We start from the raw sequence: 25,647 nt of genomic DNA on the forward strand, positions 1-25,647 counted from the left end.
GCCGTGATTAAAAATACGCACAGCGACGAAGAACCTGGCAAAGAAAGAAAAGCTAACAGCGGGAGGGGAGGCCGTCTGAAGCGCTGAGCCGAAGAGGGATTTCAGGACGAGCGACAGGGATGTCGCGAAGAGGCGGGTCAGCGCCAGGGATGGCGCGTTCCGCCGGTCCGTCGGAAATCCCGAAGAGGCGAAGGGACCGCGAAGCGGCGTTGAAGCCGGCCGGAGCCGGGGGTCAAGGGGGCGCGGCGCATGGCGCCCCCTTGTTGTTCGCCCGCAGCGGCGAACCTGAAACTACTGCATCCGCCAGGCGAACAAAACCCTCTCATAGCCTGTTCGCTGCCGAACCCATCCAGCCTGTTCGCTGCTGAACAACCCAGCCCGTTCGCTGCCGAACAAACCCAGCCCGTTCACCGCGTGAACAACTCAAGCCCGTTCGCGCAGCGAACAACCCGCCTCTGCCCACCAGGCACCCCTCCCTTATTCCCTCCATTCATATAAGAATTTTTTTTATTATTTCCGGTTATCAATAAGAGTGCTTACCCTCAGCTAATCAGATCAGCGAAAGGGAGGCAAATACCATGAATTTCCAGCAACTTAAAATCATCCGCGAGGCGGCGCGCTGTGAATTTAATTTAACAGAGGTGGCTAACGCCCTGTTTACCTCCCAGTCGGGCGTCAGTCGCCACATCCGCGATCTGGAAGAGGAGCTGGGGGTTGAGATCTTTATCCGGCGCGGTAAACGTCTGCTCGGCATGACCGAACCGGGCAAAGCGCTGCTGACCATTGCCGAACGCATCCTCGATGAAGCGGGAAAAGTGCGGCGGCTGGCCGATCTCTTTACCAACGAAACCAGCGGTATTCTCACCATCGCCACCACCCACACCCAGGCGCGCTACAGCCTGCCGCGGGTGATTAAGGCGTTTCGTCAGCTCTATCCCAACGTCCGGCTTGAACTCAATCAGGGATCGCCGCAGGAAATTGTCGCAATGCTGCTGGCGGGTGAAGCAGACATCGGCATCGCCAGTGAAATGCTGGCCAGCAACAGCGGCCTGGCCGCCTTTCCCTGGTTCAGCTGGCACCACGCCATACTGGTGCCCAAAGCGCACGAGCTGCTCCAGCACCAGCCGGTGTCACTGAGTACGCTCAGCCGCTACCCGCTGATCACCTACCGCCAGGGGATCACCGGGCGCTCGCGCGTCGATCGGGCCTTTCAGGCGGCAGAGTTAAAACCTGACATCGTGCTCAGCGCCCAGGACTCCGACGTGGTGAAAACCTACGTGAAACTCGGCTTAGGGGTGGGGATTCTGGCCGATCAGGCGTGTGAAACCGAAGCGAGTGAAGAGCTGGTCCGCCTTGATGCCACCCACCTGTTTGATGCCAGCACCGTCTGGCTCGGCCTGAAACGCGGCCAGTTGCAGCGCAACTATGTCTGGCAGTTTCTGGAACTCTGCAACGCCAACCTCTCGCTGGAGGAGATCAAACGTCAGGCGCTCTCATACGGTGAAGATGAACCGGTTATCGACTTCCAGATCTGACCCGCAGGCGCGTCCCCACCGGATGCGCCACGCCTCACACGGCATAAAATTTCAAATCGCCGCGAAAAACTCCCCGGCTGACCTTTCTCGCCCCGCATAACAACATCCTGCGCTGACAGGGCGCGATAAAGTGGAATCAGCTGACCACAAGGGGATGTTATGTCGCGAATAAAACTTACCGATAGCGATCTGCTGCGCCAGCAGGCGCTGTTTGCCGGACGCTGGCAGGATGCGCATCAGGGCGCCACGCTGCCGGTCATCGATCCTGCCACCGGGGAAACCCTCGCCACCATTCCGGCCCTGGGGCGCGCGGAGACCGGGCAGGCGATAGCCTGTGCGGAAAGCGTGCGCATCAGCTGGGGCAAAACCCCCAACGCCAGCCGCGCCGCGCTGCTGGAAAAGTGGCATCAACTGATTATTGAGCATGCGGACGATCTGGCGATTATCATGACCGCCGAGCAGGGTAAACCGCTGGCGGAGGCCAGAGGGGAAGTGCTCTACGGGGCCAGCTTTGTCAAATGGTTCGCGGAGGAGGCGCGCCGCATCTATGGCGACACCATTCCGGCCCCCAGCGATGACCGCCGTATCCTGGTGCTGAAACAGCCGGTCGGCGTCGCGGCCGCCATCACGCCGTGGAACTTCCCGATTGCGATGATTACCCGCAAAGTCGCTCCGGCACTTGCCGCCGGTTGTCCGATTATCGTGAAACCTTCCGAGCTGACGCCGCTCTCCGCGCTGGCGCTGGCGGTGCTGGCCGAGCGCGCCGGTTTTCCCGCCGGGGTGTTGCAGGTGCTCACCGGCCTGCCGACAGAGATTGGCGCGGCGCTAACGGAGAGCCGCACGGTGCGTAAAATCTCCTTTACCGGCTCGACCCGCGTCGGCCAGCTGCTGATGCAGCAGAGCGCCGACAGCATCAAACGGCTGAGTCTGGAACTGGGCGGCAACGCGCCGCTGATTGTGTTCGATGATGCCGATATTGAGATTGCGGTAGCGGGCGTGATGGTCAGTAAATTCCGCAACGCCGGGCAGACCTGCGTCTGTGCCAACCGCATTCTGGTGCAGCGCAGCATCTATCCGCGCTTCACCGCCCGGCTGCTGAAGGCGGTCGCCAGCCTGAAAGTGGGGGATGGCTTCGCACCCGACAGTACCATTGGCCCGCTGATCAACAGTCGGGCGGTGGAAAAGGTGAATGGTCACATCGATGATGCGCTCAGTCAGGGTGCGACCCTGCTGACCGGCGGCATCAGCCAGGGCAACGGCACCTTTGTCGAGCCTACGGTGCTCGGAGAGGTCACCGCCGCAATGCGCATCGCCCATGAAGAGACTTTCGGCCCGGTCGCGCCGCTGTTTATCTTTGATGATGAAGCGCAGGCGATCGCCATGGCCAACGACACTCCCTACGGTCTGGGAGCCTATTTCTTTACCGAAAATATCCGCCGCGCCTGGCGGGTGGCGGAAGCGCTGGAGTTTGGCATGGTCGGCTTCAATACCGGCGCAATCTCATTAGAGGTGGCTCCCTTTGGTGGCGTAAAACTCTCCGGCATTGGCCGGGAAGGTTCCCGCTACGGCATTGATGAATATCTGGAACAGAAAACCTTTCATATCGGCAGTCTGTAAATAAAAAAGAAAAAAGCGCCAGCCGGGTTTACCGACTGGCGTTTTTTTTTGCCTGCGGCGCATGGCGATTTTTATCCGCGTCAAATTATTATTTTTAAAAGATGAAAAATTTATCAGGGCTGTGAAGCCGATCGATAAATCCGTCAGGCCATGACCAGCCTGCCCGGCAATATCCGCTTTGGTGCAATATCTGTGCAGGCTGCACCAGCAGAGCGCATAAATTTTGTGAAGTAAATCATCTGTTTAATTGTTCGGCAATTCCGCAAAAAATCGCTCGCCAATACGGCAGAAAATTTTTTTGCGCTGTTTTAAACGCATTTTTATTTTTTGTCCGGCTGGCATACTTTCTGCATTAGCTTATTAACACCGCAACTATCGGATGGGTAAAACGCTAATAAGTCAGCCACTGATGGGTGTAACAAATAAGGAATTCTTCCATGTTAAGTTTCGACCCTGAAAAAGTTTCTCTTCCGGCCGGTCATTATATCGGCGGCCAGCATCTTCAGAGCCAGGGCGCGCCTTTTGCGGTGAAACGCCCCTCCGATGGCCAGGTTTACGCCACGCTGAATGACGCCACCGGGGAGGATGTCGATCACGCCGTGACCGTGGCGCATCAGGCGCTGAAAAGCAGCGGCTGGTCAGGCTGTGCGCCGCGTGAGCGGGGCCGCGTGTTACGGCGCTGGGCCGATCTGATTGAGCAGGACCCGCTGCTGGCGCAGCTGGAAGCGGTCGGCTCAACCCGGCCAATCAGCGACGTGGTGCAGCATGAAATTCCGTTTACCGCCGAAGCGATTCGCTTCTACGCCGAATGCGCCGACAAATACAGCGGCGACCTGTTTCCCACCCGCGACAGCAGCCTCGGCATGCTGATCGCCGAACCTTATGGCGTCATCGCCGCGATTACCCCGTGGAATTTCCCGCTGTCGATGGCGTCGTGGAAGTGCGGACCGGCGCTGGCGGCGGGCAATGCGGTGGTGCTGAAACCCTCGGAGCTGACGCCGTTTTCCACCGTGCGTATGGCGGAGCTGGCGATCCAGGCAGGCTTACCGGCGGGGGTGCTGAACATTGTGCAGGGCAGTGGCGCAGTGACCGGCAGTGCGCTGGTCAGACATCCGCTGGTGCGCAAAGTCTCCTTTACCGGCTCGACGCTGACCGGCGCGCGCATCATGAGCGACGCCGCGCAGTATGGTATGAAGCCGGTTACGCTGGAGCTGGGCGGCAAAAGCCCGCAGCTGGTGTTTGATGACGCTGGCGACCCTGAGCTGCTGGCGCAGCGCATTCTGCGCGGCTTCACCGCCAACGGCGGCCAGGCCTGTGTGGCGGGCACCCGTCTTATCGTCCAGCGCAACATCGCCGAACCGCTGGTTGAGCGTCTGATTGCGCTGTGCCAGACGCTGAAGCCTGGCGTCACCTGGCAGGAGGAGAGCCGCTACGCGCCGCTGATCGATGAACGCCAGGGCAACAAAGTGAGTTCGGTCATCGCCGCGGCGAAAGCGCAGGGTGCCGAGGTGCTGGTGGGCGGAGAGCGCTTTGCGGATACCGGCGACGGCTGGTTCTGGCAGCCGACGCTGCTGAGCCACGTCGCGCAGGATAACCCGGCGGTCCAGCAGGAAATTTTCGGGCCGGTGCTGACGGTGCAGACTTTTGACGAAGAGGAGCAGGGGCTGGCGATGGCCGCCCATGACACCTACGGCCTCTGCGCCAGGGTGCACACCCTGAGTCTGCCGCGCGCCCTGCGGGCGATGCGCGCCATTGAGGCCGGCACCGTCTGGATCAACCGCTATGGTCGCTCTGGCGACTTCATCATTCCCACCGGCGGCTTTATCGGCTCCGGCATTGGTAAAGATTTAGGCCGTCAGGCGTTTCAGGCCTGCCAGCGCCAGAAAAGTGTACTTATTGATTTCTAAGCGCAACTGACAATGACGAGGGTGTTACATGGCACTGTTTAAACCGAAATTCATCACGTTTGACTGTTACGGCACGCTGATCTTCTTTGACATGGCCGGTGCCGCGCAGCGCTGCTTCAGCGACCGCGTCGACCCGGAGGCGATGCGCGCCTTCACCAACGATTTCTCCAGCTACCGGCTGGATGAGGTGCTCGGTGCATGGAAACCCTATTACGACGTGGTCAGCAATGCGATTCAGCGCACCTGCAAAAAGTGGGGCGTTGAGTGGGATAAAAGCGACAGTGACTTTATCTACACCGACTGCGCCAGCTGGGGACCGCACCCCGACGTGCCTGCCGGGCTGGCGAAAGTGGCTGAAGAGTTTCCGCTGGTGCTGCTGACCAACTCGATGAAAGACCTTATCCCGCACCACATCCCACGGCTGGGCGCGCCGATCCACATGGCGATCACCGCTGAAGAGGCGGGGGCTTACAAACCGCAGATGAAGGGCTTTGAGTACATGCTGGAGAAGCTCGACTGCGGCCCGGAGGAGATCCTGCACGTCTCCTCCAGCTTCCGCTACGACCTGATGACCGCCCACGATCTCGGCATCAAAAATAAAGTCTGGGTCAATCGCGGTCACGAACCGGCAAACCCCTACTACCACTACACCGAAATTAAAGACATCGGCGGCCTGCCGGGCGTAGTCGGACTCTGAGGATCACCCCATGAAACTGGAATCGTTCTGGCAGGCCACCGCGCCCGCATTTACCGGTGCCGCCCGCGAGCCGCTGCCCGCGCAGGCTGACGTCGTGGTGATTGGCGGTGGCTTCACCGGCGTCTCGGCGGCGCTTAACCTGGCGCGCAGCGGCCTCAGCGTGGTGCTGCTGGAGAGTGGCGAGGTGATGAGCCAGGCCTCGGCGCGCAACGGCGGACACTGCAACACCGGCGTGGCGCAGAACTTCGCCTCGCTGGTGGCGAGTCAGGGGCTGGAGCAGGCCAGTCGCTTCTACCGGGCGTTTGATGACGCGGTGAGCTACGTCCAGCAACTGATCCAGGATGAACAGATCGACTGCGATTTCCGGCTGTGCGGCAAGCTCAAGCTCGCCAGCAAAGCCTCGCACGTCGCCGGGCTGCGGGAGGCGTATGAGCTGATGCGCCGCACCGTTGACCCGGAGATTGAACTGCTCGACAAAACGGCAGTGCGCGACGAGATCGCCAGCGACGATTTCCACGGCGGCCTGTTGCAGAAGCGTGGCGGTCAGATGCACATGGGCAAGTTTGGCGTCGGACTGGCGCAGGCGGCGGCCCGCAGCGGCGCGAAGATCTTCCCGCACCACGCGGTGACGAAACTGGAACGTCTCTCGGGTTATCAGCATCGGGTCCATACCGCGCAGGGCGTTATCACCGCGGACAAAGTATTGATGGCGACCGGCTGCTCCAACGTCGGCCCGTTTCCCTGGTTTCAGCGCCGCATCGTGCCGGTTGGCAGCTTTATCGTGGTCACCGAAGCGATCGACGCCGCGCTGCTGCGTCAGGTGCTGCCGAACGATCGCACCTACGTCACCTCACTGAACATCGGTAACTACTTCCGTACCACCGCCGATCGCCGGCTGGTGTTTGGTGGCCGCGCCCGCTTCGCGGTCAGTAATCCCACCTCCGATTCGCGCAGCGGGGAGATCCTGCGCCGGGCGCTGGCGCAGATGCTGCCGCAGCTCAGCCAGGCGCAGGTGGCGTACTGCTGGGGCGGCATGGTCGATATGACCGCCGACCGTCTGCCGCACGCCGGTGAACAGGATGGCCTGTTCTATTCGCTTGGCTACAGCGGTCACGGCACCCAGATGTCGGTGTGGATGGGCCGGGTGATGGCCGATCTGCTGGCCGAAAAACGCACGGAAAACCCCTGGCAACGCGACGCCTGGCCCGCGCTGCCCGGCTATCACGGTAAGCCCTGGTTTCTGCCGCTGGCAGGACTCTATTACAAAGCAAAGGATCGCCTTTCATAACTTCCCATCGAGTGCTGACCCCCAGCGTCAGCTGAGAATGAATCCACGTTCGCTTTACGATTGAGGGTACTGAGATGAGTAAATTTGATAATAACGACGCTGACGCGGGTAATCCGGCACTGACGCGCATGATCACCGAAGGTTCGCTGTCACGTCGCCACCTGATGAAAATTCTCTCCGCCGGGGCGGTGATGAGCAGCGGGCTGATCGGTTTTTCCGGGGCGGCATGGGCCGACGATAAACCGGTCAAAGGCGGCAAACTGCGGGCGGCAATGTCCAACGCCTCCGCCACCGACACGCTCGATCCGGCGAAAAGTAACAACAGCGCCGACTATACCCGTCAGTTTATGTTCTACAGCGGCCTGACCGAACTGGATAAAAACCTGATGGCGCAACCAGCGCTGGCGGAATCGGTGGAATCCAGCGATGGTCTTATCTGGCACATTAAACTGCGTAAAGGGGTCACTTTTCATGATGGCAAACCGCTGACCGCCAAAGATGTGATCTTCTCGCTCAGCCGCCACAAAGATCCCGCCATCGCCTCTATCGCCTTTAAGCTGGCCGATCAGTTCAAAGCGTTCAGCGCGGTCAATGACAATGAGGTGCAGCTGGAGCTGAACAGTGCCAACTTCGACGTCCCTTACATGCTGGCGACGCCCCCGTTTTTAATTGTGAAGGATGGCACCACCGATTTCAGCAAAGGCATCGGCACCGGCCCGTTTGTCTGCAAAACGTTTATGCCGGGTACGCGCACCATTGGCACCAAAAATCCCAACTATTACAAGCCCGGACTGCCACATCTGGATGAGGTTGAGCTGATTGGGGTCACTGACGGCGCGGCGCGCGTCAATGCCCTGATGTCGGGCGATCTGCAAGTGGTCTCTACCCTGAGCGCCACGGATTGCAAGCGCATCAAAGCCAGCAGCGAATTTGGTGTGCTGGAGAGTAAATCGGGCATGTACACCAACCTGATTATCCGCACCGACGTGAAGCCAGGCAGCAATGAAGATTTCGTACTGGCGATGAAATATCTGCAACCGCGCGAAATGCTGGTGAAAACGGTGCTACAGGGCTATGGCGACGTCAGTAACGACACTCCGGTGCCGCCGTGGCATCCGCTCTACAACGCCGACCTCAAACCGCGCGCCCTCGACATAGAAAAAGCGAAGTTCCATATCAAAAAAGCGGGCATGGCAGGCTCCACGGTAGAAATCATCACCACGCCGAATATCGAAGGCGCGAATGAAGGCGGGCAGATGATCCAGCAGATGGCGCGCGGGGCAGGCCTCAACGTAAAAGTGCGACGTGTGCCGTATGACGGTTACTGGTCTTCGCACTGGATGAAAGATCCGGTGGGATATGGCTCGATAAACCCGCGTCCGACGCTCGACATGCTCTTCTCACAGTTTTATCTCTCTACCGCACCGAACAACGAATCGGGCTGGAAAAATCCCCAGTTTGATCAGCTGGTGGTCGCCGCTCGCGGTGAGCGCGATCAGGCGAAACGCAAGCAGATGTATGGCGACATGCAGACGCTGATTTATGACCATTGCGGCACGATTATCCCGACCTTTATCAGCTCCACCGATGGCTACAACAAAAAGGTCAAAGGGATTGAGGCCTGGCCGTCGGGCATGATGATGGGTTATCGCTTTCATGAGTTTGCCTGGCTGAGCGCCTGATTCCGGTTTAGAGCCTGGCCCCTCAGGCGCCATTGTTGCAGACAGTCTGGAGACGGACTGCGCGGAGCAACCGGAGCGTACAGGCAGTACGTGACGATTACGCGCTGTGCCCGCCCCTTCAGGGCCGCCCTGACGGGCGTTCAGGTTGCTAAAGCAGCCTGGGTGAGCACTCTCCAGATTCAGATTGCCAAATAAAATAGCCTGGCGGGGCAGGCTCTTCATAAGGAGTACGCCGATGAACCGTTACATGATGTTCCTGATTGCCCGGCGAATTGGCGCCGGCATCCTGACTTTGCTTATCGTCTCGGCGGTGGTGTTTTTTATCACCAGCCTGCTGCCGGGCGACGCGGCGCAGATGATCCTCGGTCAGAACGCCACGCCGGAGACGGTGGCGGCGTTACGTCAGCAGCTGGGGCTGGATCAGCCGTTACTGATGCGCTACTTCAGCTGGCTGGCGGGCATGGTGCAGGGCGACTTTGGCACCTCGTTCGCCAGTCATCTGCCGGTGTCGCAGCTGGTGGCGCAGCGTATTCCCGCCACCTTTGAACTGGCGGCCATCACCACGCTGATCTGCGTGCCGCTGGCGCTGATTATTGGCATTATCGCCGCGATGAATCGCGGTTCCCGTCTCGATCGGGCGCTGGTAATCGGCACCATGGCGACGGTGGCGGTGCCGGAATTTCTGGTGGCGACGGTGGCGGTGCTGATCTTCGCCGTCAAACTGCACTGGGTGTCGGCGATGTCGTTCGGCAGCCCGGAGAGCGGCCTGCTGAGCTACCTCAAAGCCTATGCGCTGCCGGTGCTGACGCTCTGCTGCGTGCTGGTGGCGCAGATGGCGCGCATGACGCGGGCGGCGATCATCAATCAGCTCGACAGCCCCTATCTGGAGATGGCGCTGCTGAAAGGGGTTTCGCCGCTACGGGCGGTGCTGCGTCACGCGCTGCCCAACGCGGTCGGCCCGATCGCCAACGCCATTTCACTCAGCCTCTCCTACCTGTTTGGCGGGGTGATCATCATCGAAACCATCTTCAGTTATCCCGGCCTGGCCAGTCAGCTGGTGGACGCGGTAAGTAACCGCGACCTGCCGGTGGTCCAGCTCTGCGTGATGCTGTTCGCCGCCTGCTATCTGGTGTTGCTGCTGCTGGCGGACATTCTGACCATTGCTTTTAACCCTAAATGGAGAAGCGCATGAATATTCTTCTGCTGCCCTGGCGTTTCTTACAGTCGCTCTCCGGGTCTGGCCGGCTGGGCCTGCTGATCTCCCTGTTCTGGCTGCTGATGGCGCTGTTTGGCACCGCACTCGCCCCGCACAGCATTGATGACATCGGCGGCGGTCCGCTGCTGGGCGGCCTGACCGCCGATAACCTGCTGGGCACCGACTATCTCGGACGCGACATGCTGAGCCGTATTCTCTATGGCGCGAAGTTCTCTATCGGCCTGGCGCTGAGCGCGGCGCTGCTGGCCAGTCTGATCGGCACCCTGCTGGCGCTGCTGGCGGCGGTGACGGGACGCTGGCTGGAGGAGCTGCTGGGGCGCGTCAACGATGCGCTGCTGGTGCTGCCGGGTAAAGTGCTGTCGCTGATGATTGTCGCGGTGTTTGGCTCCTCGCTGCCGATGCTGATCCTGACGGCGGTCTTTACCTACTGGCCGGGCGCTTTCCGCATCGCCTTCGCGATGGCCAGCACGCTGCGCAGCATGGATTACGTCCGCGCCTCGCGGCTGCGCGGCGAAAGCCGCTGGTATATCGCCATTCATGACATTCTGCCCAACATGGTGCACCCGATGCTGACCGATTTTGGCCTGCGCTTTGTCTACATCGTGCTGCTGCTGAGCGGTCTGAGCTTCCTCGGCCTCGGTGTGCAGCCGCCGTACGCCGACTGGGGCACGCTGGTACGTGAAAACATTCAGGGGCTGTTTGACGGCTCGCCCGCGGTGCTGATGCCCGCGCTGGCAATCGCCAGCCTGACCATCGGGGCCAACCTGTTTATCGACAGCCTACAGGCGATGCGTCCGATGACGCTGGCGAAGGAGGGAGCATGAACGTGACACCACATAGTGCCATGCCGGTAATCTCGGTTGATAAACTGCGCGTCACCGCGCAGACCGATCGCGGCGAAGAGATTGACCTGGTTTCTGATATTCACTTCACCGTTCAGAAGGGCGAGGTGCTGGCGCTGATTGGCGAATCCGGTTCGGGCAAAACCACCATCGCCATGGCGCTGATGGGCTATGCCCGCAACGGCTGCCGTATTGCCGAAGGCAATATTCACGTCGCCGGAACCGACGTCAACAGCCTCTCCGCGAGTCAGCTGCGCGCCTTTCGCGGCAACAAAGTCTCCTATATCGCCCAGAGCGCGGCCGCCTCGTTTAATCCGGGCATGAAGATTATCGATCAGGTGATTGAGCCGGTGGTGATCCACGGCACCCTGACCCGTAAAGCGGCCAAAGCCAAAGCGATTGGCCTGTTCCGTGAGCTGGCGCTGCCTGACCCGGAGCACATTGGCGACCGCTTCCCGCATCAGGTGTCGGGCGGTCAGTTGCAGCGCCTGATGACGGCGATGGCACTGATCGGCGATCCCGATGTGGTGATCCTCGACGAACCGACCACCGCGCTGGATGTCACCACCCAGGTCGAAGTCCTCAAGGCGTTTCGCCGCGTGGTGGTACAGCGCGGCGTCACCGCCATCTACGTCAGTCACGATCTGGCGGTAGTGGCGCAGATGGCTGACCGGATTCTGGTGCTGCTGCGCGGCAAAATGGCGGAGTATGGCAGTACCGCGCATCTGATCGGCGCGCCACAGGCGGAGTACACCCGGCTGCTGATGGAGGCGGCGCGGCAGAAGGAACGCCCCAGCAACTGGTGTCCGGTTGCTGCCGATATTCAGCCGCTGCTGGAGGTGCGCGATCTCAGCGCCGGTTATGGCCCGCGCGGCAGCGACGGCCATCCGAAAGTGCGCATTCTTGAACAGATCAATCTCAAGCTGTGGAAAGGGCAGGCGATTGGCATCATTGGCGAGTCCGGCTCCGGTAAAACCACCCTGGCCCACGCCATCGCCGGGCTGAACGCCCCCAGTCACGGGCATATTCTGTTCAACGGCCACTACATCGCGGGCGATATGCAGAAACGTCCTGACAACGAGCTGCGGCGCATTCAGTATGTGTTCCAGATGGCGGATACCGCGCTGAACCCGGCGCACAGCGTGGAACGGATTCTGAGCCGCCCGTTGACCCTGTTTCACGGCCTGAGCGGCGCGGCCCGTCAGCAGCGCCTCTGGCAGCTGCTGGATCTGGTGCAGCTGCCGCGCAGCGTGCTGTGGCGGCGTCCCTGGGCGCTCTCCGGCGGGCAGAAGCAGCGCGTCAATCTGGCGCGGGCGCTGGCGGCGGAGCCGGATCTGATCCTGTGCGATGAAGTGACCTCGGCGCTGGATACCGTGGTCGCCGCCGCGGTCCTCGACCTGATCAGCGAACTGCGCCGCGAGCTGGGGCTGTCGGTGATCTTTATCAGCCACGATATGCACGCGGTCCGCGCTGTGTGTGACGAGATTGTGGTGATGAAGAGCGGGCGCGTCGTTACCCAGCTGGCGCGTGACGATTACGATAAGCCGACCAGTGAACTCTACTTCGAGCGGCTGAAGCGCGCGGTGCCGGAGCTGCGTCAGGGCTGGCTCGATGAACATGAAGAGATATTAAAAGCCGAGTAGGTTGCCGCTTAACCGGCTCAGCGCCTGAATTTACCCGTCTGCCCGCCGCCTGGTGCGGCGCAGACGGCACCGGTCAGTGCACCGCGGCCAGCGCCGCGTCGTGCCAGACCGACAACTTACAACAGAGGTAGCAATGCTATGCCTGCACCGATTCGTTATGTACAGGACAGTGCAAACTTTCCCGATTCCGCCGATGTGGTGGTGATTGGCGCCGGTATCGCCGGGGCTGCCGCCACCTGGGAGCTGGCGAAACAGGGAATCAAGGTGGTGCTGATTGAAAAAGGGCTGGTGGGGGCGGAACAGTCGAGCCGCAACTGGGGCTGGTGCCGTCAGCAGAACCGCGACGAGCGCGAGCTGCCGCTGATTATCTATGCGCTGCAACGCTGGGGTGAGCTGAACGACGAAACCGGTGAAGAGCTCGGTTTTCGCCGCAGCGGGCTGGTCTACGCCACGCAGGAAGAGTCGGACATCGCCGCCTGGGATAAGTGGATCCAGATGGCAAAAGGCTATGGCGTAAACAGTTCGATTCTCACGGCGGAGCAGGCCAAAGCGATGACGCCGGGCAGCACCACCCACTGGCGCGGCGGTCTCTCCGCGCCTACCGACGGTCACGCTGAGCCACGGCTGGCCGCACCTGGGCTGGTGGCCGGTGCGCTGAAAAAAGGCGCGCTGCTGTTTCAGCAGTGCGCGGTACGCGGGCTGGACATCGCCGCCGGTCGGGTCAGCGGCGTCTGGACCGAACGCGGGCTGATTAAAACCAGCCGGGTGATCTGCGCCGCCGGGGCCTGGACCTCAATGTTCTGCCGTCGTCACGGCATCGATCTGCCGCTGGGCAACGTGATTGGCACCGCCTTCCGCACCCAGCCCATTGAGCAGGCGATCGCCATGCCGCTCTACACGCCGGGCTTTGCCTGTCGGCCACAGCTGGATGGCAGCTACACCGTCTCTGTCTCCGGGCGCGGACGGCTGGAGCCGGGCGCGCAGGGGCTGCGCTATGCCCGCCAGTTCTACCCGACCTTTAAAAGCCGCCGTAAAAATCTCACCCTGAACCTCGGCCTGTCGCCGTTTTTCAACGGCCCGGAAGCGATGGGACGCTGGGCATTTGACCGCGAATCCCCCTTTGAGCGGATGCGTATTCTCGACCCGGCCGCCGATGCAAAAATCGTGGAAGAGGGACTGGCGGCAATGCGCCGCGAATACCCGGCGCTGGCGAACCTGAAGCTGGCGCAGTCGTGGGGCGGGATGATCGACAGCACCCCGGACGCGATCCCGGTGATCTCCGGCGTGGCGAAACTGCCGGGGCTGGTGCTTTCTGCCGGTTACAGCGCGCACGGCTTCGGCATCGGGCCGGGAGCCGGACGGCTGGCGGCCGATCTCGCGACCGACGCCACACCTATCGTTGATCCTACCCCTTACCGCTACAGCCGTCTGGTGGACGGCAGCGGATTAGATACCCCAGGCATGATGTAAGGAGAGCCGCAATGAGCCTGACAATACGCGCAATGACCCCGGACGATCTCGACAGCTGCTACGCCATGACCCAGGCGCTGAAGTGGCCGCACCGGCGCGAAGACTGGACGCTGGCGCTGCAACTGGGCGAAGGCACGGTGATTGAAGAGCAGGGCAGGCTGATCGGCAGCGCCGTGCTCTGGCGCTGGGGCGAGAGCGCCGCCACCGTGGGGCTGGTGATCGTCGATAACCAGCAGCAGGGGCGCGGCCTGGGCAAGCAGCTGATGCTGGCACAGCTGGAAAAGCTGCCCGACTATAACGTGCGGCTGCACGCCACCGAAATGGGTAAGGGCCTGTATGAAAAGCTGGGGTTTGTCAGCTGCGGTGAGATTCGTCAGCACCAGACCCGTGCCGTCACCACGCTGCCCGATGTCGTGATCCCGGCGGGACTCCAGCTGCGCCCGGTGACACCGGCGGATCACGCCACGCTGGTCGCGCTCGATCAGCAGGCACACGGCATGCACCGCCCGACGCTGTTTGACCATCTGCTGCGCGACTGTCAGACGCTGCTGTTACAGGATGCGGCGCAGCAGATTCAGGGCTTCGCCAGCCTGCGTCGCTTTGGTCACGGCTGGGCGATAGGGCCAGTGATCGCGGCCGACTTCCCGCAGGCGCAGGCGCTGGTCGCCAGCCTGATGCAGTCACTGCACGGCGAGTTCCTGCGCATCGACACCGACGCCAGCCTGCCGATGTCCGCCTGGCTGCATAGCCTGGGCATCGATCAGGTCGATGCGCCGACCACCATGGTGCGCGGCACGCCCTGGACGCCGCAGGGGATGCAGGCGTTTGGGCTGATGACCCAGGCGATGGCCTGATGCATATCGTCTATAAATCGGAGCCGGAGCGTGGCCGGATCTGGCAGCGCTGGCTGGCAGAACATGCGCCTGACATTCAGCTGCACATCTGGCCGGAGACCGGCGATCCCGCGCAGGTGGAGGCGCTGGTCGCCTGGCAGCCACCCGCTGACATTCCGGCGCTTTTTCCCCGTCTGAAACTGCTGTTCTCGGTGGGAGCCGGAGCCGATCAGTTTGACTTCAGCGCGCTGCCGCCCGACCTGCCGGTGATCAGGATGATTGAACCGGGGCTGACCCAGGGCATGGTCGAATATGTCACCTTCGCGGTGCTGGGGCTGCATCGTGATATGCCGTGCTATTTTCATCAGCAGCGCCAGCAGCAGTGGCTGGCCCATGCGGCCAGACCGGCCGCGCAGCGTCGGGTGGGGGTAATGGGGCTGGGGGAACTCGGTCAGGCGGCGCTACAGCAGCTGGTGGCGCTCGGCTTTGACTGCGCCGGCTGGAGCCGTACCCCGCGCCAGTTAACCGGCGTGCGCTGCTGGCACGGGGCCGATCAACAGGCTGACTTCCTGGCGCACTGCGACATCCTGGTCTGCCTGCTGCCGCTGACCGACGCCACCCACGGATTACTGAACCGCAGCCTGTTCAGCCAGCTACCGCCGGGCGCGGCTCTGGTGCAGGCCGGGCGCGGCCCGCAGCTTAACGCTGACGATCTGCTCCAGGCGCTGGAGAGTGGCCAGCTGCGCGCCGCCGTGATTGATGTCACCGACCCTGAGCCGTTACCGCCGGAACATCCCTTCTGGCACCATCCCGCTATCTGGCTGACGCCGCACATCGCCAGTCAGACCCACAATGAGAGCGCCATTGCCGCCCTGCTGGAGAACCTGCGCCGCTATCAGCGCGGAGACGCGCTGCACGGTGAGATTGACCGTTCGCGAGGATATTAAGATGGAACACTTAGTGGCACTGCGCCGCGATCTGCACGCGCACCCGGAGCTGGGCTTTCAGGAGCAGCGCACCAGCGACATAGTGGCGAATTACCTGCAACAGCTGGGGCTGGAGGTGCATCGCGGTATCGGCAAAACCGGCGTGGTCGGGATACTGAAAAAGGGCAGCAGCCAACGCAGGATCGGCCTGCGCGCCGACATGGATGCGCTGCCGATGCAGGATCAGAGCGGCACCGCGTGGCAGAGCCAGCTGGCAGGGGTGAGCCACGCCTGCGGCCACGACGGTCACACCGTGATGCTGCTGGGCGCGGCGGAAAAACTGGTGCGCGAGGTCAGCTTCGACGGCAGCGTCTGTTTTATCTTCCAGCCTGCCGAAGAGGGGCTGGCGGGGGCGAAGGCGATGATCGACGATGGCCTGTTCAGCCGCTTTCCCTGTGAGGCGGTCTACGCCATTCATAACTGGCCGGAACTGCCGCTCGGCCAGGTGCAGACCCGGCCCGGCGCAATCATGGCGGCAGCTGACCGCTTCGATATACGGGTGCTGGGCGGGGGCGGACACGCGGCGCAGCCGCATCTGACGCGCGACACGCTGCTGGCGACCAGCGAGCTGGTAGTGCAGCTCAATACCCTGGTGTCACGCGCGCTCGATCCGTGCGAAACGGCGCTGCTCAGCGTCACCCGGATGCAGGGCGGCTTCTCGCACAACATGATCCCGGCGGAGGCGAGCATCACCGGTACGGTACGCACCTTCAGCCCGGCGGCGCAGGAAACCATTGAAGCGCGGCTGCGCCAGATGGCGGAGCATGTTACCGCCGCCCACGGCCTGCACGCTGAGGTCAGCTATCAGCGCTACTACCCGGCGACCCTCAATCATCCCGCCGAAGCGGCGTTTTGCCTGCGGGCGCTGAGCGAGGCGGGTATCCCGGCGACGGCCGCGCCGCAGCCCGCGCTCACCTCGGAAGATTTTGCTTTTATGTTACAGGCGCGCCCCGGTGCCTATCTGTGGCTCGGCTCTGCGCCCGCTAAGCCGCTGCACCACGCCGCCTACGACTTCAACGATGCGCTGATCCCGCATGGCGTTAACGTGTTTGTCACCCTGGTTCGCCAGGCGCTGGCAGAGAAATTTCCCTGCTGAATGCAGCGGGATTTTGACAGGAAATGCCGCTGCCTGCGGAATTACGGCAGCGTGAGAAACCAGCAGGTTGCGATACTTGAGCCAACCGAACGTTACGTGGATGAGGGTTTAAAATGCAGAATGTCATGGCAGAGCAGCAAGCAGTCTCCGATAACAGCCTGTTACTGGATGCACGCGAGCAGAACGTGCCGCGTGGCGTGGTCACCGCCCATCCGTTGGTGATCGAACGCGCCAGAGGCAGTGAAGTGTGGGACGTGGAGGGTAATCGCTATCTCGACTTTGTTGGCGGCATCGGTGTGCTGAATGTCGGCCACAACCACCCGGCGGTGGTCAACGCCGTCACCCAACAGCTCGGTCTGGTGTCGCACGCCTGTTTCCAGGTAGTGGCCTATCCGGGCTACATCGAGCTGGCGCGGCGGCTGAACCGGCTGGTGGGCGGCGATGAGGCGTACAAAAGCGTCTTCTTCACCAGCGGCGCGGAAGCGGTGGAAAACGCGGTGAAAATTGCCCGCTCACACACCCAGCGTCCGGGAATTATCGCTTTTGATGGCGCGTTTCATGGCCGCACCCTGCTGGGGGTGACGCTGACCGGCATGTCCGCGCCTTACAAACAGAACTTTGGTCCTTTCCCTGGCGAGATCTACCGTCTGCCGTTCCCGAACCCGCTGCACGGCATCACCGAAGCGGACTGCCTGAAGGCGCTGGAACAGCTGTTCGCGGTGCAGATCCTGCCGGAGCGGGTGGCGGCGATCATCATTGAGCCGGTGCAGGGCGACGGCGGCTTCCTGCCCGCGGGTCCGGCCTTTATGCAGGCGCTGCGGCGCATCACCACGCAGCATGGCATTCTGCTGATCTGCGATGAAGTGCAGTCCGGCTTTGGCCGCACCGGCACCATGTTCGCCTTCCAGCAGCTGGGGATCAAACCCGATTTAATCACCCTGGCGAAAAGCCTTGGTGGTGGCCTGCCGATTTCCGGCGTGGTGGGGCGGGCGGCGATTATGGATGCGCCGACCCCTGGCGGATTAGGCGGCACCTACGGCGGCAACGCGCTGGGCTGTGCGGCGGCGCTGGCGGTGCTGGATCTGTTTGAGCAGGAGAACCTGTTGCAGCGATCCTGTCAGCTCGGCGAACAGCTCAATGCGCGCCTGCGCCAGCTGGCGGATAAATATGCCTGCATTGGTGACGTGCGCGGCGTGGGCTTTATGCAGGCGGTGGAAATCCTCGATTTTGAAACCGGTCGTCCCGATGCCGCGCTGACCCAGAAGATCCTCGACTGCGCCTGTCAGGAGGGGCTGCTGCTGATCAAATGCGGGCTGCATCGCAATACCATCCGTTTCCTGGCCCCGCTGGTCACCACCGACTCCCAGCTGGAAGAGGCGCTGCATATCTTCGATATTGCGCTGGCCCGCGCCACCGGCCGGTTGGGTTAAATTTGCGTTCCTCATTGATTTTGTTAGGGTAATTTTAAAATCTCCCGCTGGTATAACCACTGCGAAGCGCTGGCGCGTTTACCGTAAAGCATGTTATATCTTCGGGAGGTTCTGAACATTTGATTAACAGCCCATCCCATCAGACTCTCTGATTTGCCAGTCTGAACCCGGGCAGTGCGTCCAACCCTCACGTAGCTTGGTGTACGTTCCGGGTGTGCCGCGCTCTCCCTGTTCACTCTGCCAGCAACCATGACGCCTGATGGGCCAGGCGCTGACAATGAGGGGTGCTATGAACGGCTTAATGAAACTCGACCGCATCGACATCAACATCCTGGTGCAACTCCAGAAAGATGGCCGTATCAGCAACGTTAACCTCGCCGACGCCGTTGGCCTCTCCCCCAGTCCCTGTCTGCAACGGGTTAAACGTCTGGAGCAGGCGGGCTTTATCACCGGTTATGAAGCCCACATCAATCTCACCCGCATCACCGACTCGGTGACGGTGTTTACCGAAGTCACGCTGTCGGGCCATCGCCGCGAAGATTTTATGAAGTTTGAAAGCGCGATGCGCGATGTCGATGAGCTGATGGAGTGCCATCTGATCACCGGCGGCTACGACTATTTGCTGCGCTTTATTACCCGCAGCATTGAACATTACCAGGAAGTGATTGAGAAGATGCTCGACGCCCAGCTCGGCATCGATAAGTACTTCAGCTACATCGTCATCAAATCCCCGATTATGAAAAGCAGCGTGCCGTTGCGCTCGCTGATCGGCAAGCACAATTCGGTGGAGTTCGGCGTATAACGGGCGACTTCGCGTCGCCCCTCTCTGCCTTCCCCGACCGGGGAAGGGCGGTTATCTCTCTTTCACCCGCTGTTAACCGCCATGCTTCACCTCTTCCTCTGACGCGCCGCCAGCCCCTCAGCATAAAATTTCTTTCCGACGCGAAATTCAGGCGCTACAACCGGTTCAGTGCTGCGCTTCAGCCGCAACCGCCGGGTCAACCCTTTTACACTGTTTTCAACCGATACAAGGAGTTGTCATGGACTCATTACAGATTGCCGACCAGCAGTGGCAGCGCGATGCATTCACCGTCTCAACTGAACGCCAGCGGCTGGATACGGAGTGGATCCACACCCAGCTGGCTGAGAAGTCTTACTGGGCGCAGGGGCAGTCGCGCGATAAAACCCTGCGGGCGATTGCCGGTTCCCTGCCGTTTGGCCTCTATCACCAGCAGGCGCAGATTGGCTTTGCCCGCCTGATCACCGACTACACCCGCTTTGGCTGGCTGTGTGACGTGATCATTGACGAAAACTGGCGCGGACACGGCCTGGGTAGCTGGCTGGCGACCTGCGTTCGTGCCCACCCGGAACTGCAAACGGTGCATCGCTGGATGCTCTCCACCCAGGATGCCCACCCGGTCTACCAGCGGCTCGGCTGGCGTGTTGTGCAACAGCCGCAGACGCTGATGGAATTTCCTCCCTCCTGACACCGGAGTTAACCCGATATGCGATACCGCGTTGGCGTGGATATTGGCGGATCCTTCACCGATTTCGCCGTACTCGATCAGCAAACCAACCAGATCCACACCCTGAAAGTGCTGTCACGGCCCGACCAGCCCGGCAGCGAGATGGTCACCGGGCTGACGCAGTTTCAGCAGCAGGGCATCGATCCGGCTGAGATTGGCTACTTCACCCACGGCACCACGGTAGGTATCAACGCGGTGATCCAGCGACGCGGCGTGCGGCTGGCGCTGTTCGCCACCGAAGGCTTCTGCGATGTGCTGGAGCTGGCCCGGCTGAAAATCCCCCATATCCACGATCTCTTCTCCCGCCGTCCCGCGCCGCTGATTAGCCGCGATCGGGTGTTTGCCATCCGCGAACGCAGCGACGCGCAGGGCAACGTGCTGCACGCGCCCGATCGCCAGAGCGTGCTCGACGCGATTGAGCAGGCGCGCGCCGCTGGCTGTCAGGGCATTGTGGTGTCGCTGCTGCACAGCTACCGCAACCGGCACAATGAAGCGGCGGTAAAAGCGATTATCGACGAAGTGGCTCCCGAGCTGCTCACCTCCTGCTCCGCCGACATCTGGCCGATTATCCGCGAATATGAGCGCACCATCACCGCCACCATTAACGCCTATGTGCAGCCGATGGTGATCCACTACCTGGAATCCTTTGAGCAGGCGCTGCAACGGCTCGGCGTGAAGCCGCCGCCGCGCATTACCAAATCCAACGGCGGGGTGATGGGGGTCGATCAGGCGAAACGTGAATGCGTGCAGATGGTGCTCTCCGGCACCGCCTCCGGGGTGATCGGGGCCAGCTATCTCGCCAGCGCCTGTGGCTTTGACAAAATTCTCAGCCTGGATATTGGCGGCACCAGCGCCGACGTGGCGGTGATCATCGACGGGCAGGTGGCGCAGGGCAACGGCGAAATCATCGGCGATTTTCCGATCTTCATTCCCTCTGTGGCGGTGACGTCGGTGGGTCAGGGCGGCGGCTCGCTGGCGTGGATTGATGGTCAGGGCGTATTGCAGATGGGACCGGACAGCGCCGGATCGCTGCCCGGACCGGTCTGCTTTCAGCGCGGCGGCACCCAGCCCACCGCCACCGATGCCTTTGCCGCCTGCGGCATGATGGGCCACGGCGCACTCGGTTATAACGCGGTGAACGTTGACGTGGCCGCCGCCTGCGCCGCCTGGCAGCCGCTGGCCGGGGCGCTCGGCATCACGGTTGAGGAGACGGCGGAAACCGCCATCCAGTTGGCGATCTCCAGCATGTATAGCGACACCAGCGGCCTGCTGTCGCGCTTTGGTCTCGATCCGCGCGAGTTCTGGTTTCTGGCCTTTGGCGGAGCCGGACCGATGATGGGCTGTTTCCTCGCCCGCGAACTGAACATGAAAGGGGTGATCGTGCCGCCGACGCCGGGGGTGCTCTCGGCGCTGGGCGGGCTGGTGGCGGACATCCGCAACGACTTTATCCGCACCCTCTACAGCGACCTGACCCCGGCGCTGGCGGACACCTTAGCCAGCGAAGCGGAGGCGTTACAGCAGCGCGCCAGCGGCTGGCTGGCACAGGAGCATGGCAGCGACATGCCCTACAGCCTGCACTTCAGTGCGGAGATGCGCTATCGCGGTCAGTCGTTTGAGATCGAGGTGCCACTGGAGGCGAGCTGGCTGGCGCAGGCTGACGTCGCCGCGCTGCATCACGCCTTTGATCGCCAGCATCAGCAGCTGTTTGGTCACAGTGACGCGGACGCGCCGGTGCAGCTGATCAACCTGCGGCTGGTGATCGCCTCACCGACGCCCAAACCGGCGCTTAACCGGCTGCCAGCGGCCAGCGGCCCGGTGCCGGTGCTGAAGCAGGTCAGGGCGTGGATCGATGGCGCATGGCATCAGGTGGATGTGGTGCTGCGTTCAGTGCTGTGCGCCGGGCATCAGCTGACGGGTCCGGTGATTGTCGCCCAGGATGATTGCACCACCTGCGTGCCGCCCGGCATGGCGTTGAAGGTTGATCCCTTTGGTAATCTGCTGATCACGATGAGCGAGGCGTAACATGGCGATTGATGGACGTAACCTACAGATCCTGGCGAACTACTGCGCGGCCGCCGCCGATGCGATGGCTTTTACCCTGATGCGCACCGCGCACTCCACCTTTGTGAAAGAGACCGAGGATTTCTCCTGCCAGATTGTCAGCCGCAGCGGGCTGGCGTTCGCCTCGCCGCGCAGCTTTGGCGCGCCCTGGTATAGCGGCATCGACTATGCGCCGGTGCTGGCGCTGATTGAGGAGTACGCCGAAGGGGATATCTGTATCACCAATGACGCCTACGCCGGCAACGTGGCGACCCATTCACCCGATATTCATATCTGGAAGCCGGTGTTTCATCAGGGCGAGATTGTCTGTTTTGTGGTGGGGCATATCCACAACACCGACGTCGGCGGCGCGGTGCCCGCCTCGCTGTCACGCTCGCTGACCGATATTGTGCAGGAGGGGATCCGCATTCCGCCGCTGAAGATTATGCGCCAGGGCCAGCTCAATGAAGAGGTGGCCAGCATTATGCGGCTCAACGTGCGGGTGCCGGATCAGAACTGGGGGGATTTCAAAGCCCAGCTGGCGTCGGTGAACGTCGGCGAGCGCAAAATCCATGACATTATCGCCCGCTTTGGCATCGACGATTTTTTGCAGGGCATTGAAGGTATTCTCGATTACGCCGAAGCGCAGGCGCGCACCATTATCCGTACCATTCCCGACGGTGAATATTTTTATGCCGACTACGCCGATGAAGATGGCGAGGGCGGCTATCCCTGCCGTATCGCTATTACTCTGCGGGTTGCGGGCGATCAACTGGAGCTGGATTACACCGGCAGCGACCCGCAGCTGGCCTCGTCGCTGAACATGCCGACCGGCGGGCGCGAGCGGCATCCGCTGGCGCTGGTGGGCGTGACCTATGTGCTCTCCACCCTCGATCGCTCGCTGCTGCTTAACGCCGGTACGCTGCGGCCTACCCGGGCGATCCTGCCGCCGGGCACGGTAATGAACTGTGAAGCTCCGGCGGCGGTAGGGATGCGCTCGCTGACCTGCGCGCTGTCACAGATTGCCACCGTCGGCGTTTTCTCGCTGGCGATGCCGGACCGTCTGCCCGCCAACTCACCAGGCGGCAACTCGATCATGAATATCCGCACCCAGACCCACAACCGCAGCGTGGTCGCCTCGCTGGGGCCGGTGGGCGGCGGCGCGGGCGGCACGCCGCGCCATGACGGACCCGACGGCTCCGGTGGCCTCTCCGCCTTCCTGAAAAACACCCCGATTGAGATCAACGAAGCGGAAGTGCCGATTCGCTTTCATCGTTACGGGCTGGCGCAGGACAGCGCCGGAGCCGGTCAGTATCGTGGCGGCCTGGCGACCGAAATGGCGTTTGAGATCTTCTCACCCAACACCACCATCACCGCGCGTAACCGCAACCGTTCGGTGTTCGCCTCGGCGGGCGTGGTGGGCGGGCGGAGCGGGGCGCTCTCATACTTCCGCACCCGCCGTGATGGTCAGGTGATTAACCACGGCAACACCGATGTGATTAGCTGCCAGCCGGGTGATGTGGTGGAAGTGCAGGGACCAGGCGCGGGCGGTTATGGCCTGCCGTCGCAGCGCGATACCGAGGCGGTGATGCAGGATGTGCGCTGCGGCTATCTCAGCGTCGCGGCGGCCAGGGCGCAGTATGGCGTGGTGATCACCGATAACCGCGTGGATCACCCGGCCACCGCGCAGCTGCGCGCCGATATGCCGCAGCAGTTTTCGGATCATTTTGAGCACGGCGAAGCACGCAGTCGCTTCGAAGCGCGCTGGACGCCTCAGCGGTATCAGTTACTCACCGATTTTCTGGCCAGTGCGCCGGTGAGCTGGCGTCACTTCCTGAAAACCCAGGTATTCCGGGCGGTGGCGGAGAAAGGCGAAACGGCGGATATGAGGCAAATATTCAGTGATTTGCGTCAGCGATACCCGGCAATGGCGAACAGTTAACGGCGATTGCTCAGCGTCGACTACGCTTTAAGTCTGCATGGACTTACGAGGGGAAACGCGACGATGAGCATGAAAACCAGTGATTTTTTTGTCCAGCGCCTGAAAGAGTGGGGCGTCACACGCATTTATGGCTATCCGGGAGACGGGATTAACGGCGTATTAGGGGCGATCCAGCGGGCGAACGCCAAAGGCGACGGCATCGAATTTATTCAGGTGCGTCACGAAGAGATGGCGGCCTTTATGGCGGCCGGACACGCGAAATTTACCGGTGAGCTGGGCGTCTGCCTCTCCACCGGCGGGCCGGGCGCGACCCATCTGCTGACCGGTCTCTATGACGCCAAAATGGATCATGCCCCGGTGCTGGCGATTGCCGGACAGGCGGAAGCGACGGCGCGCGGTGCCAGCTATCAGCAGGAGATGAATCTGGATCGCATCTTCTCGGACGTCGCCAACTTCGTTCAGGAGGCCTCGACCACCACCCAGGTGCGCCATCTGCTGGACCGTGGCGTGCGCATCGCCAAAGCGCAAAACGGCGTGGCGGTGATCATCATTCCAAAAGATATTCAGGATGAAGAGTGGCAGCCGCCGCAGCATCTGCACGGCTTTACCCATTCCGGCAGCGGCTATCAGCGTCCTAAAGTCATTCCTTACGAAGCGGATCTGCAACGCGCCGCCGAAGTGCTGAACGCCGGTAAAAAAGTGGCGATTCTGATTGGTGCGGGGGCGCGTGACGCCGCCGTCGAGGTGGTGCAGGTCGCCAATGTGCTGGGGGCGGGCGTGGCCAAAGCGCTGCTGGGCAAAGATGTGCTGCCGGACGACGCGCCTTTTGTCACCGGCTCGATTGGCCTGCTCGGCACCAAACCCTCTTCCGATTTAATGCAGAACTGCGACACGCTGCTGATGATCGGCAGCGGCTTCCCCTGGACCGAGTTCCTGCCGGAAGAGGGCAAGGCGCGGGCGGTGCAGATAGACATCGATCCGGCCATGCTCGGCCTGCGCTATCCCAGCGAAGTGAACCTGCACGGTGACGCGGCGGAAACCCTGCGCGCGCTGCTGCCGCTGCTGGAGCACAAAGAGGATCGCAGCTGGCAGGAGGATATCGCGGTTCAGGTACGCGACTGGTGGACGCTGATGGAGGAGCGCGCCATGGCTCCGGCCAATCCGGTCAATCCGCAGCGGGTGGTGTGGGAGATGTCACCGCAGCTGCCGGACAACGCCATCGTCACCTCTGACTCCGGCTCCTGCGCCAACTGGTTTGCCCGCGATTACCGGGTAAAACAGGGGCAGCGCGCCTCGCTCTCCGGCGGCCTGGCCTGCATGGGCGCGGCGGTACCTTATGCGATTGCGGCGAAATTTGCCCACCCGGAAAAACCGGTGGTGGCGCTGGTAGGTGATGGGGCGATGCAGATGAATAATATGGCGGAGCTGATCACCATCCAGAAATACTGGCAGCAGTGGGCCGATCCGCGCCTGATCGTCTGCGTCTTCAACAACCAGGATCTGAATCAGGTCACCTGGGAGCAGCGGGTGATGGAGGGCAATCCGCGCTTTGACGCCTCGCAGCAGCTGCCGGATGTGAAGTATGCCGAGTTTGCGCAGTCGCTGGGGATGACGGGCATCTTTGTCGACAATCCTGACGATCTGGCTACCGCCTGGCAGCGTGCGCTCAGCGCTGACCGCCCGGTACTGCTGGAGGTGAAAACCGACCCGGAAGTGGCTCCGCTGCCACCGCACATCACCTTTAAGCAGGCGAAAGCCTTTATGGCGTCGATGGTGAAGGGCGATCGCGGTGCGGCGCAGATCATCACGGACACCGCCAGCCAGCTGTTCAGCAAAAAGCATTAAGGGCTAAGCCGGGCGGTAACGCCTCACTAGCCTTATCCCGGATGCCTTCGCA

General features: G+C 61.8%; 19 protein-coding genes. All 19 read left to right on the forward strand.

Annotated features, from left to right (window positions below):
* Window positions 1-578 precede the first annotated feature (578 nt).
* The 19 genes from cbl to ACCW71_RS05260 all read left to right on the forward strand — a co-directional run bounded on the left by cbl (window position 579) and on the right by ACCW71_RS05260 (window position 25,595).
* Entirely contained in the window at window positions 579-1,535 is a 957-nt protein-coding gene (cbl, locus tag ACCW71_RS05170; RefSeq protein WP_436370010.1) for an HTH-type transcriptional regulator Cbl, read from the forward strand.
* 159 nt (window positions 1,536-1,694) lie between these two features.
* Window positions 1,695-3,152, forward strand: a complete 1,458-nt coding sequence (locus ACCW71_RS05175; protein WP_436370011.1) for an NAD-dependent succinate-semialdehyde dehydrogenase — start codon at window positions 1,695-1,697, stop codon at window positions 3,150-3,152.
* A 437-nt stretch (window positions 3,153-3,589) separates the two neighbouring features.
* Window positions 3,590-5,059 carry an aldehyde dehydrogenase family protein gene (locus ACCW71_RS05180; protein ID WP_436370012.1) on the forward strand — a complete coding sequence of 490 codons (1,470 nt, stop codon included), beginning with the start codon at window positions 3,590-3,592 and terminating at the stop codon, window positions 5,057-5,059.
* A 28-nt stretch (window positions 5,060-5,087) separates the two neighbouring features.
* Window positions 5,088-5,756, forward strand: a complete 669-nt coding sequence (locus ACCW71_RS05185; RefSeq protein ID WP_436370013.1) for a haloacid dehalogenase type II — start codon at window positions 5,088-5,090, stop codon at window positions 5,754-5,756.
* Window positions 5,757-5,766: 10 nt separating this feature from the next.
* Entirely contained in the window at window positions 5,767-7,044 is a 1,278-nt protein-coding gene (locus ACCW71_RS05190; RefSeq protein WP_436370014.1) for an NAD(P)/FAD-dependent oxidoreductase, read from the forward strand.
* A 74-nt stretch (window positions 7,045-7,118) separates the two neighbouring features.
* Window positions 7,119-8,726, forward strand: a complete 1,608-nt coding sequence (locus ACCW71_RS05195; RefSeq protein ID WP_436370015.1) for an ABC transporter substrate-binding protein — start codon at window positions 7,119-7,121, stop codon at window positions 8,724-8,726.
* A 235-nt stretch (window positions 8,727-8,961) separates the two neighbouring features.
* Entirely contained in the window at window positions 8,962-9,918 is a 957-nt protein-coding gene (locus ACCW71_RS05200; protein WP_436370016.1) for an ABC transporter permease, read from the forward strand.
* Complete coding sequence (locus tag ACCW71_RS05205) at window positions 9,915-10,766, forward strand: ABC transporter permease (RefSeq protein ID WP_436370017.1); 852 nt, start codon at window positions 9,915-9,917, stop codon at window positions 10,764-10,766. Before ACCW71_RS05200 ends, ACCW71_RS05205 begins: the two co-directional genes overlap by 4 nt.
* A complete protein-coding gene (locus ACCW71_RS05210; protein WP_436370018.1) occupies window positions 10,763-12,427 on the forward strand; it encodes an ABC transporter ATP-binding protein in 1,665 nt (554 codons plus the stop codon). Before ACCW71_RS05205 ends, ACCW71_RS05210 begins: the two co-directional genes overlap by 4 nt.
* A 138-nt stretch (window positions 12,428-12,565) precedes the next feature.
* Window positions 12,566-13,897, forward strand: coding sequence for an NAD(P)/FAD-dependent oxidoreductase (locus ACCW71_RS05215; protein ID WP_436370019.1), 1,332 nt, complete (start codon window positions 12,566-12,568; stop codon window positions 13,895-13,897).
* Between the two features lie 11 nt (window positions 13,898-13,908).
* The gene (locus tag ACCW71_RS05220) at window positions 13,909-14,751 is read left to right on the forward strand and encodes a GNAT family N-acetyltransferase (protein ID WP_436370020.1); all 843 of its coding nucleotides are present in this window, start codon (window positions 13,909-13,911) and stop codon (window positions 14,749-14,751) included.
* Complete coding sequence (locus ACCW71_RS05225; RefSeq protein ID WP_436370021.1) at window positions 14,751-15,677, forward strand: 2-hydroxyacid dehydrogenase; 927 nt, start codon at window positions 14,751-14,753, stop codon at window positions 15,675-15,677. The genes ACCW71_RS05220 and ACCW71_RS05225 overlap by 1 nt, the downstream gene beginning before the upstream one ends.
* Window position 15,678: 1 nt before the next feature.
* Window positions 15,679-16,812: a M20 aminoacylase family protein gene (locus tag ACCW71_RS05230; RefSeq protein WP_436370022.1), complete on the forward strand. Its 1,134-nt coding sequence runs from the start codon at window positions 15,679-15,681 to the stop codon at window positions 16,810-16,812.
* A gap of 113 nt (window positions 16,813-16,925) precedes the next feature.
* Window positions 16,926-18,242: a 4-aminobutyrate--2-oxoglutarate transaminase gene (gene gabT, locus ACCW71_RS05235; protein WP_436370023.1), complete on the forward strand. Its 1,317-nt coding sequence runs from the start codon at window positions 16,926-16,928 to the stop codon at window positions 18,240-18,242.
* Between the two features lie 289 nt (window positions 18,243-18,531).
* Entirely contained in the window at window positions 18,532-19,044 is a 513-nt protein-coding gene (locus tag ACCW71_RS05240; RefSeq protein ID WP_436370024.1) for an Lrp/AsnC family transcriptional regulator, read from the forward strand.
* 238 nt (window positions 19,045-19,282) lie between these two features.
* Window positions 19,283-19,729, forward strand: coding sequence for a GNAT family N-acetyltransferase (locus ACCW71_RS05245; RefSeq protein WP_436370025.1), 447 nt, complete (start codon window positions 19,283-19,285; stop codon window positions 19,727-19,729).
* 18 nt (window positions 19,730-19,747) lie between these two features.
* The gene (locus tag ACCW71_RS05250; RefSeq protein WP_436370026.1) at window positions 19,748-21,790 is read left to right on the forward strand and encodes a hydantoinase/oxoprolinase family protein; all 2,043 of its coding nucleotides are present in this window, start codon (window positions 19,748-19,750) and stop codon (window positions 21,788-21,790) included.
* Window position 21,791: 1 nt separating this feature from the next.
* Window positions 21,792-23,750, forward strand: coding sequence for a hydantoinase B/oxoprolinase family protein (locus ACCW71_RS05255; protein WP_436370027.1), 1,959 nt, complete (start codon window positions 21,792-21,794; stop codon window positions 23,748-23,750).
* 63 nt (window positions 23,751-23,813) lie between these two features.
* The gene (locus ACCW71_RS05260; RefSeq protein ID WP_436370028.1) at window positions 23,814-25,595 is read left to right on the forward strand and encodes a thiamine pyrophosphate-requiring protein; all 1,782 of its coding nucleotides are present in this window, start codon (window positions 23,814-23,816) and stop codon (window positions 25,593-25,595) included.
* Window positions 25,596-25,647: the final 52 nt, after the last annotated feature.

Source organism: Pantoea sp. C2G6 (genome assembly GCF_051336815.1).
GTDB lineage: Bacteria > Pseudomonadota > Gammaproteobacteria > Enterobacterales > Enterobacteriaceae > Pantoea.

What these genes read in the sequence shown, in the direction of transcription:
- ACCW71_RS05195 (WP_436370015.1), top strand. Translation starts at nt 7,119, where the DNA reads ATGAGTAAATTTGATAATAACGACGCTGACGCGGGTAATCCGGCACTG.
- ACCW71_RS05210 (WP_436370018.1), top strand. Translation starts at nt 10,763, where the DNA reads ATGAACGTGACACCACATAGTGCCATGCCGGTAATCTCGGTTGATAAA.
- ACCW71_RS05185 (WP_436370013.1), top strand. Translation starts at nt 5,088, where the DNA reads ATGGCACTGTTTAAACCGAAATTCATCACGTTTGACTGTTACGGCACG.
- gabT (WP_436370023.1), top strand. Translation starts at nt 16,926, where the DNA reads ATGCAGAATGTCATGGCAGAGCAGCAAGCAGTCTCCGATAACAGCCTG.
- ACCW71_RS05225 (WP_436370021.1), top strand. Translation starts at nt 14,751, where the DNA reads ATGCATATCGTCTATAAATCGGAGCCGGAGCGTGGCCGGATCTGGCAG.
- ACCW71_RS05240 (WP_436370024.1), top strand. Translation starts at nt 18,532, where the DNA reads ATGAACGGCTTAATGAAACTCGACCGCATCGACATCAACATCCTGGTG.
- ACCW71_RS05215 (WP_436370019.1), top strand. Translation starts at nt 12,566, where the DNA reads ATGCCTGCACCGATTCGTTATGTACAGGACAGTGCAAACTTTCCCGAT.
- ACCW71_RS05245 (WP_436370025.1), top strand. Translation starts at nt 19,283, where the DNA reads ATGGACTCATTACAGATTGCCGACCAGCAGTGGCAGCGCGATGCATTC.
- ACCW71_RS05205 (WP_436370017.1), top strand. Translation starts at nt 9,915, where the DNA reads ATGAATATTCTTCTGCTGCCCTGGCGTTTCTTACAGTCGCTCTCCGGG.
- ACCW71_RS05260 (WP_436370028.1), top strand. Translation starts at nt 23,814, where the DNA reads ATGAGCATGAAAACCAGTGATTTTTTTGTCCAGCGCCTGAAAGAGTGG.
- ACCW71_RS05200 (WP_436370016.1), top strand. Translation starts at nt 8,962, where the DNA reads ATGAACCGTTACATGATGTTCCTGATTGCCCGGCGAATTGGCGCCGGC.
- ACCW71_RS05190 (WP_436370014.1), top strand. Translation starts at nt 5,767, where the DNA reads ATGAAACTGGAATCGTTCTGGCAGGCCACCGCGCCCGCATTTACCGGT.
- ACCW71_RS05175 (WP_436370011.1), top strand. Translation starts at nt 1,695, where the DNA reads ATGTCGCGAATAAAACTTACCGATAGCGATCTGCTGCGCCAGCAGGCG.
- ACCW71_RS05250 (WP_436370026.1), top strand. Translation starts at nt 19,748, where the DNA reads ATGCGATACCGCGTTGGCGTGGATATTGGCGGATCCTTCACCGATTTC.
- ACCW71_RS05220 (WP_436370020.1), top strand. Translation starts at nt 13,909, where the DNA reads ATGAGCCTGACAATACGCGCAATGACCCCGGACGATCTCGACAGCTGC.
- cbl (WP_436370010.1), top strand. Translation starts at nt 579, where the DNA reads ATGAATTTCCAGCAACTTAAAATCATCCGCGAGGCGGCGCGCTGTGAA.
- ACCW71_RS05255 (WP_436370027.1), top strand. Translation starts at nt 21,792, where the DNA reads ATGGCGATTGATGGACGTAACCTACAGATCCTGGCGAACTACTGCGCG.
- ACCW71_RS05230 (WP_436370022.1), top strand. Translation starts at nt 15,679, where the DNA reads ATGGAACACTTAGTGGCACTGCGCCGCGATCTGCACGCGCACCCGGAG.
- ACCW71_RS05180 (WP_436370012.1), top strand. Translation starts at nt 3,590, where the DNA reads ATGTTAAGTTTCGACCCTGAAAAAGTTTCTCTTCCGGCCGGTCATTAT.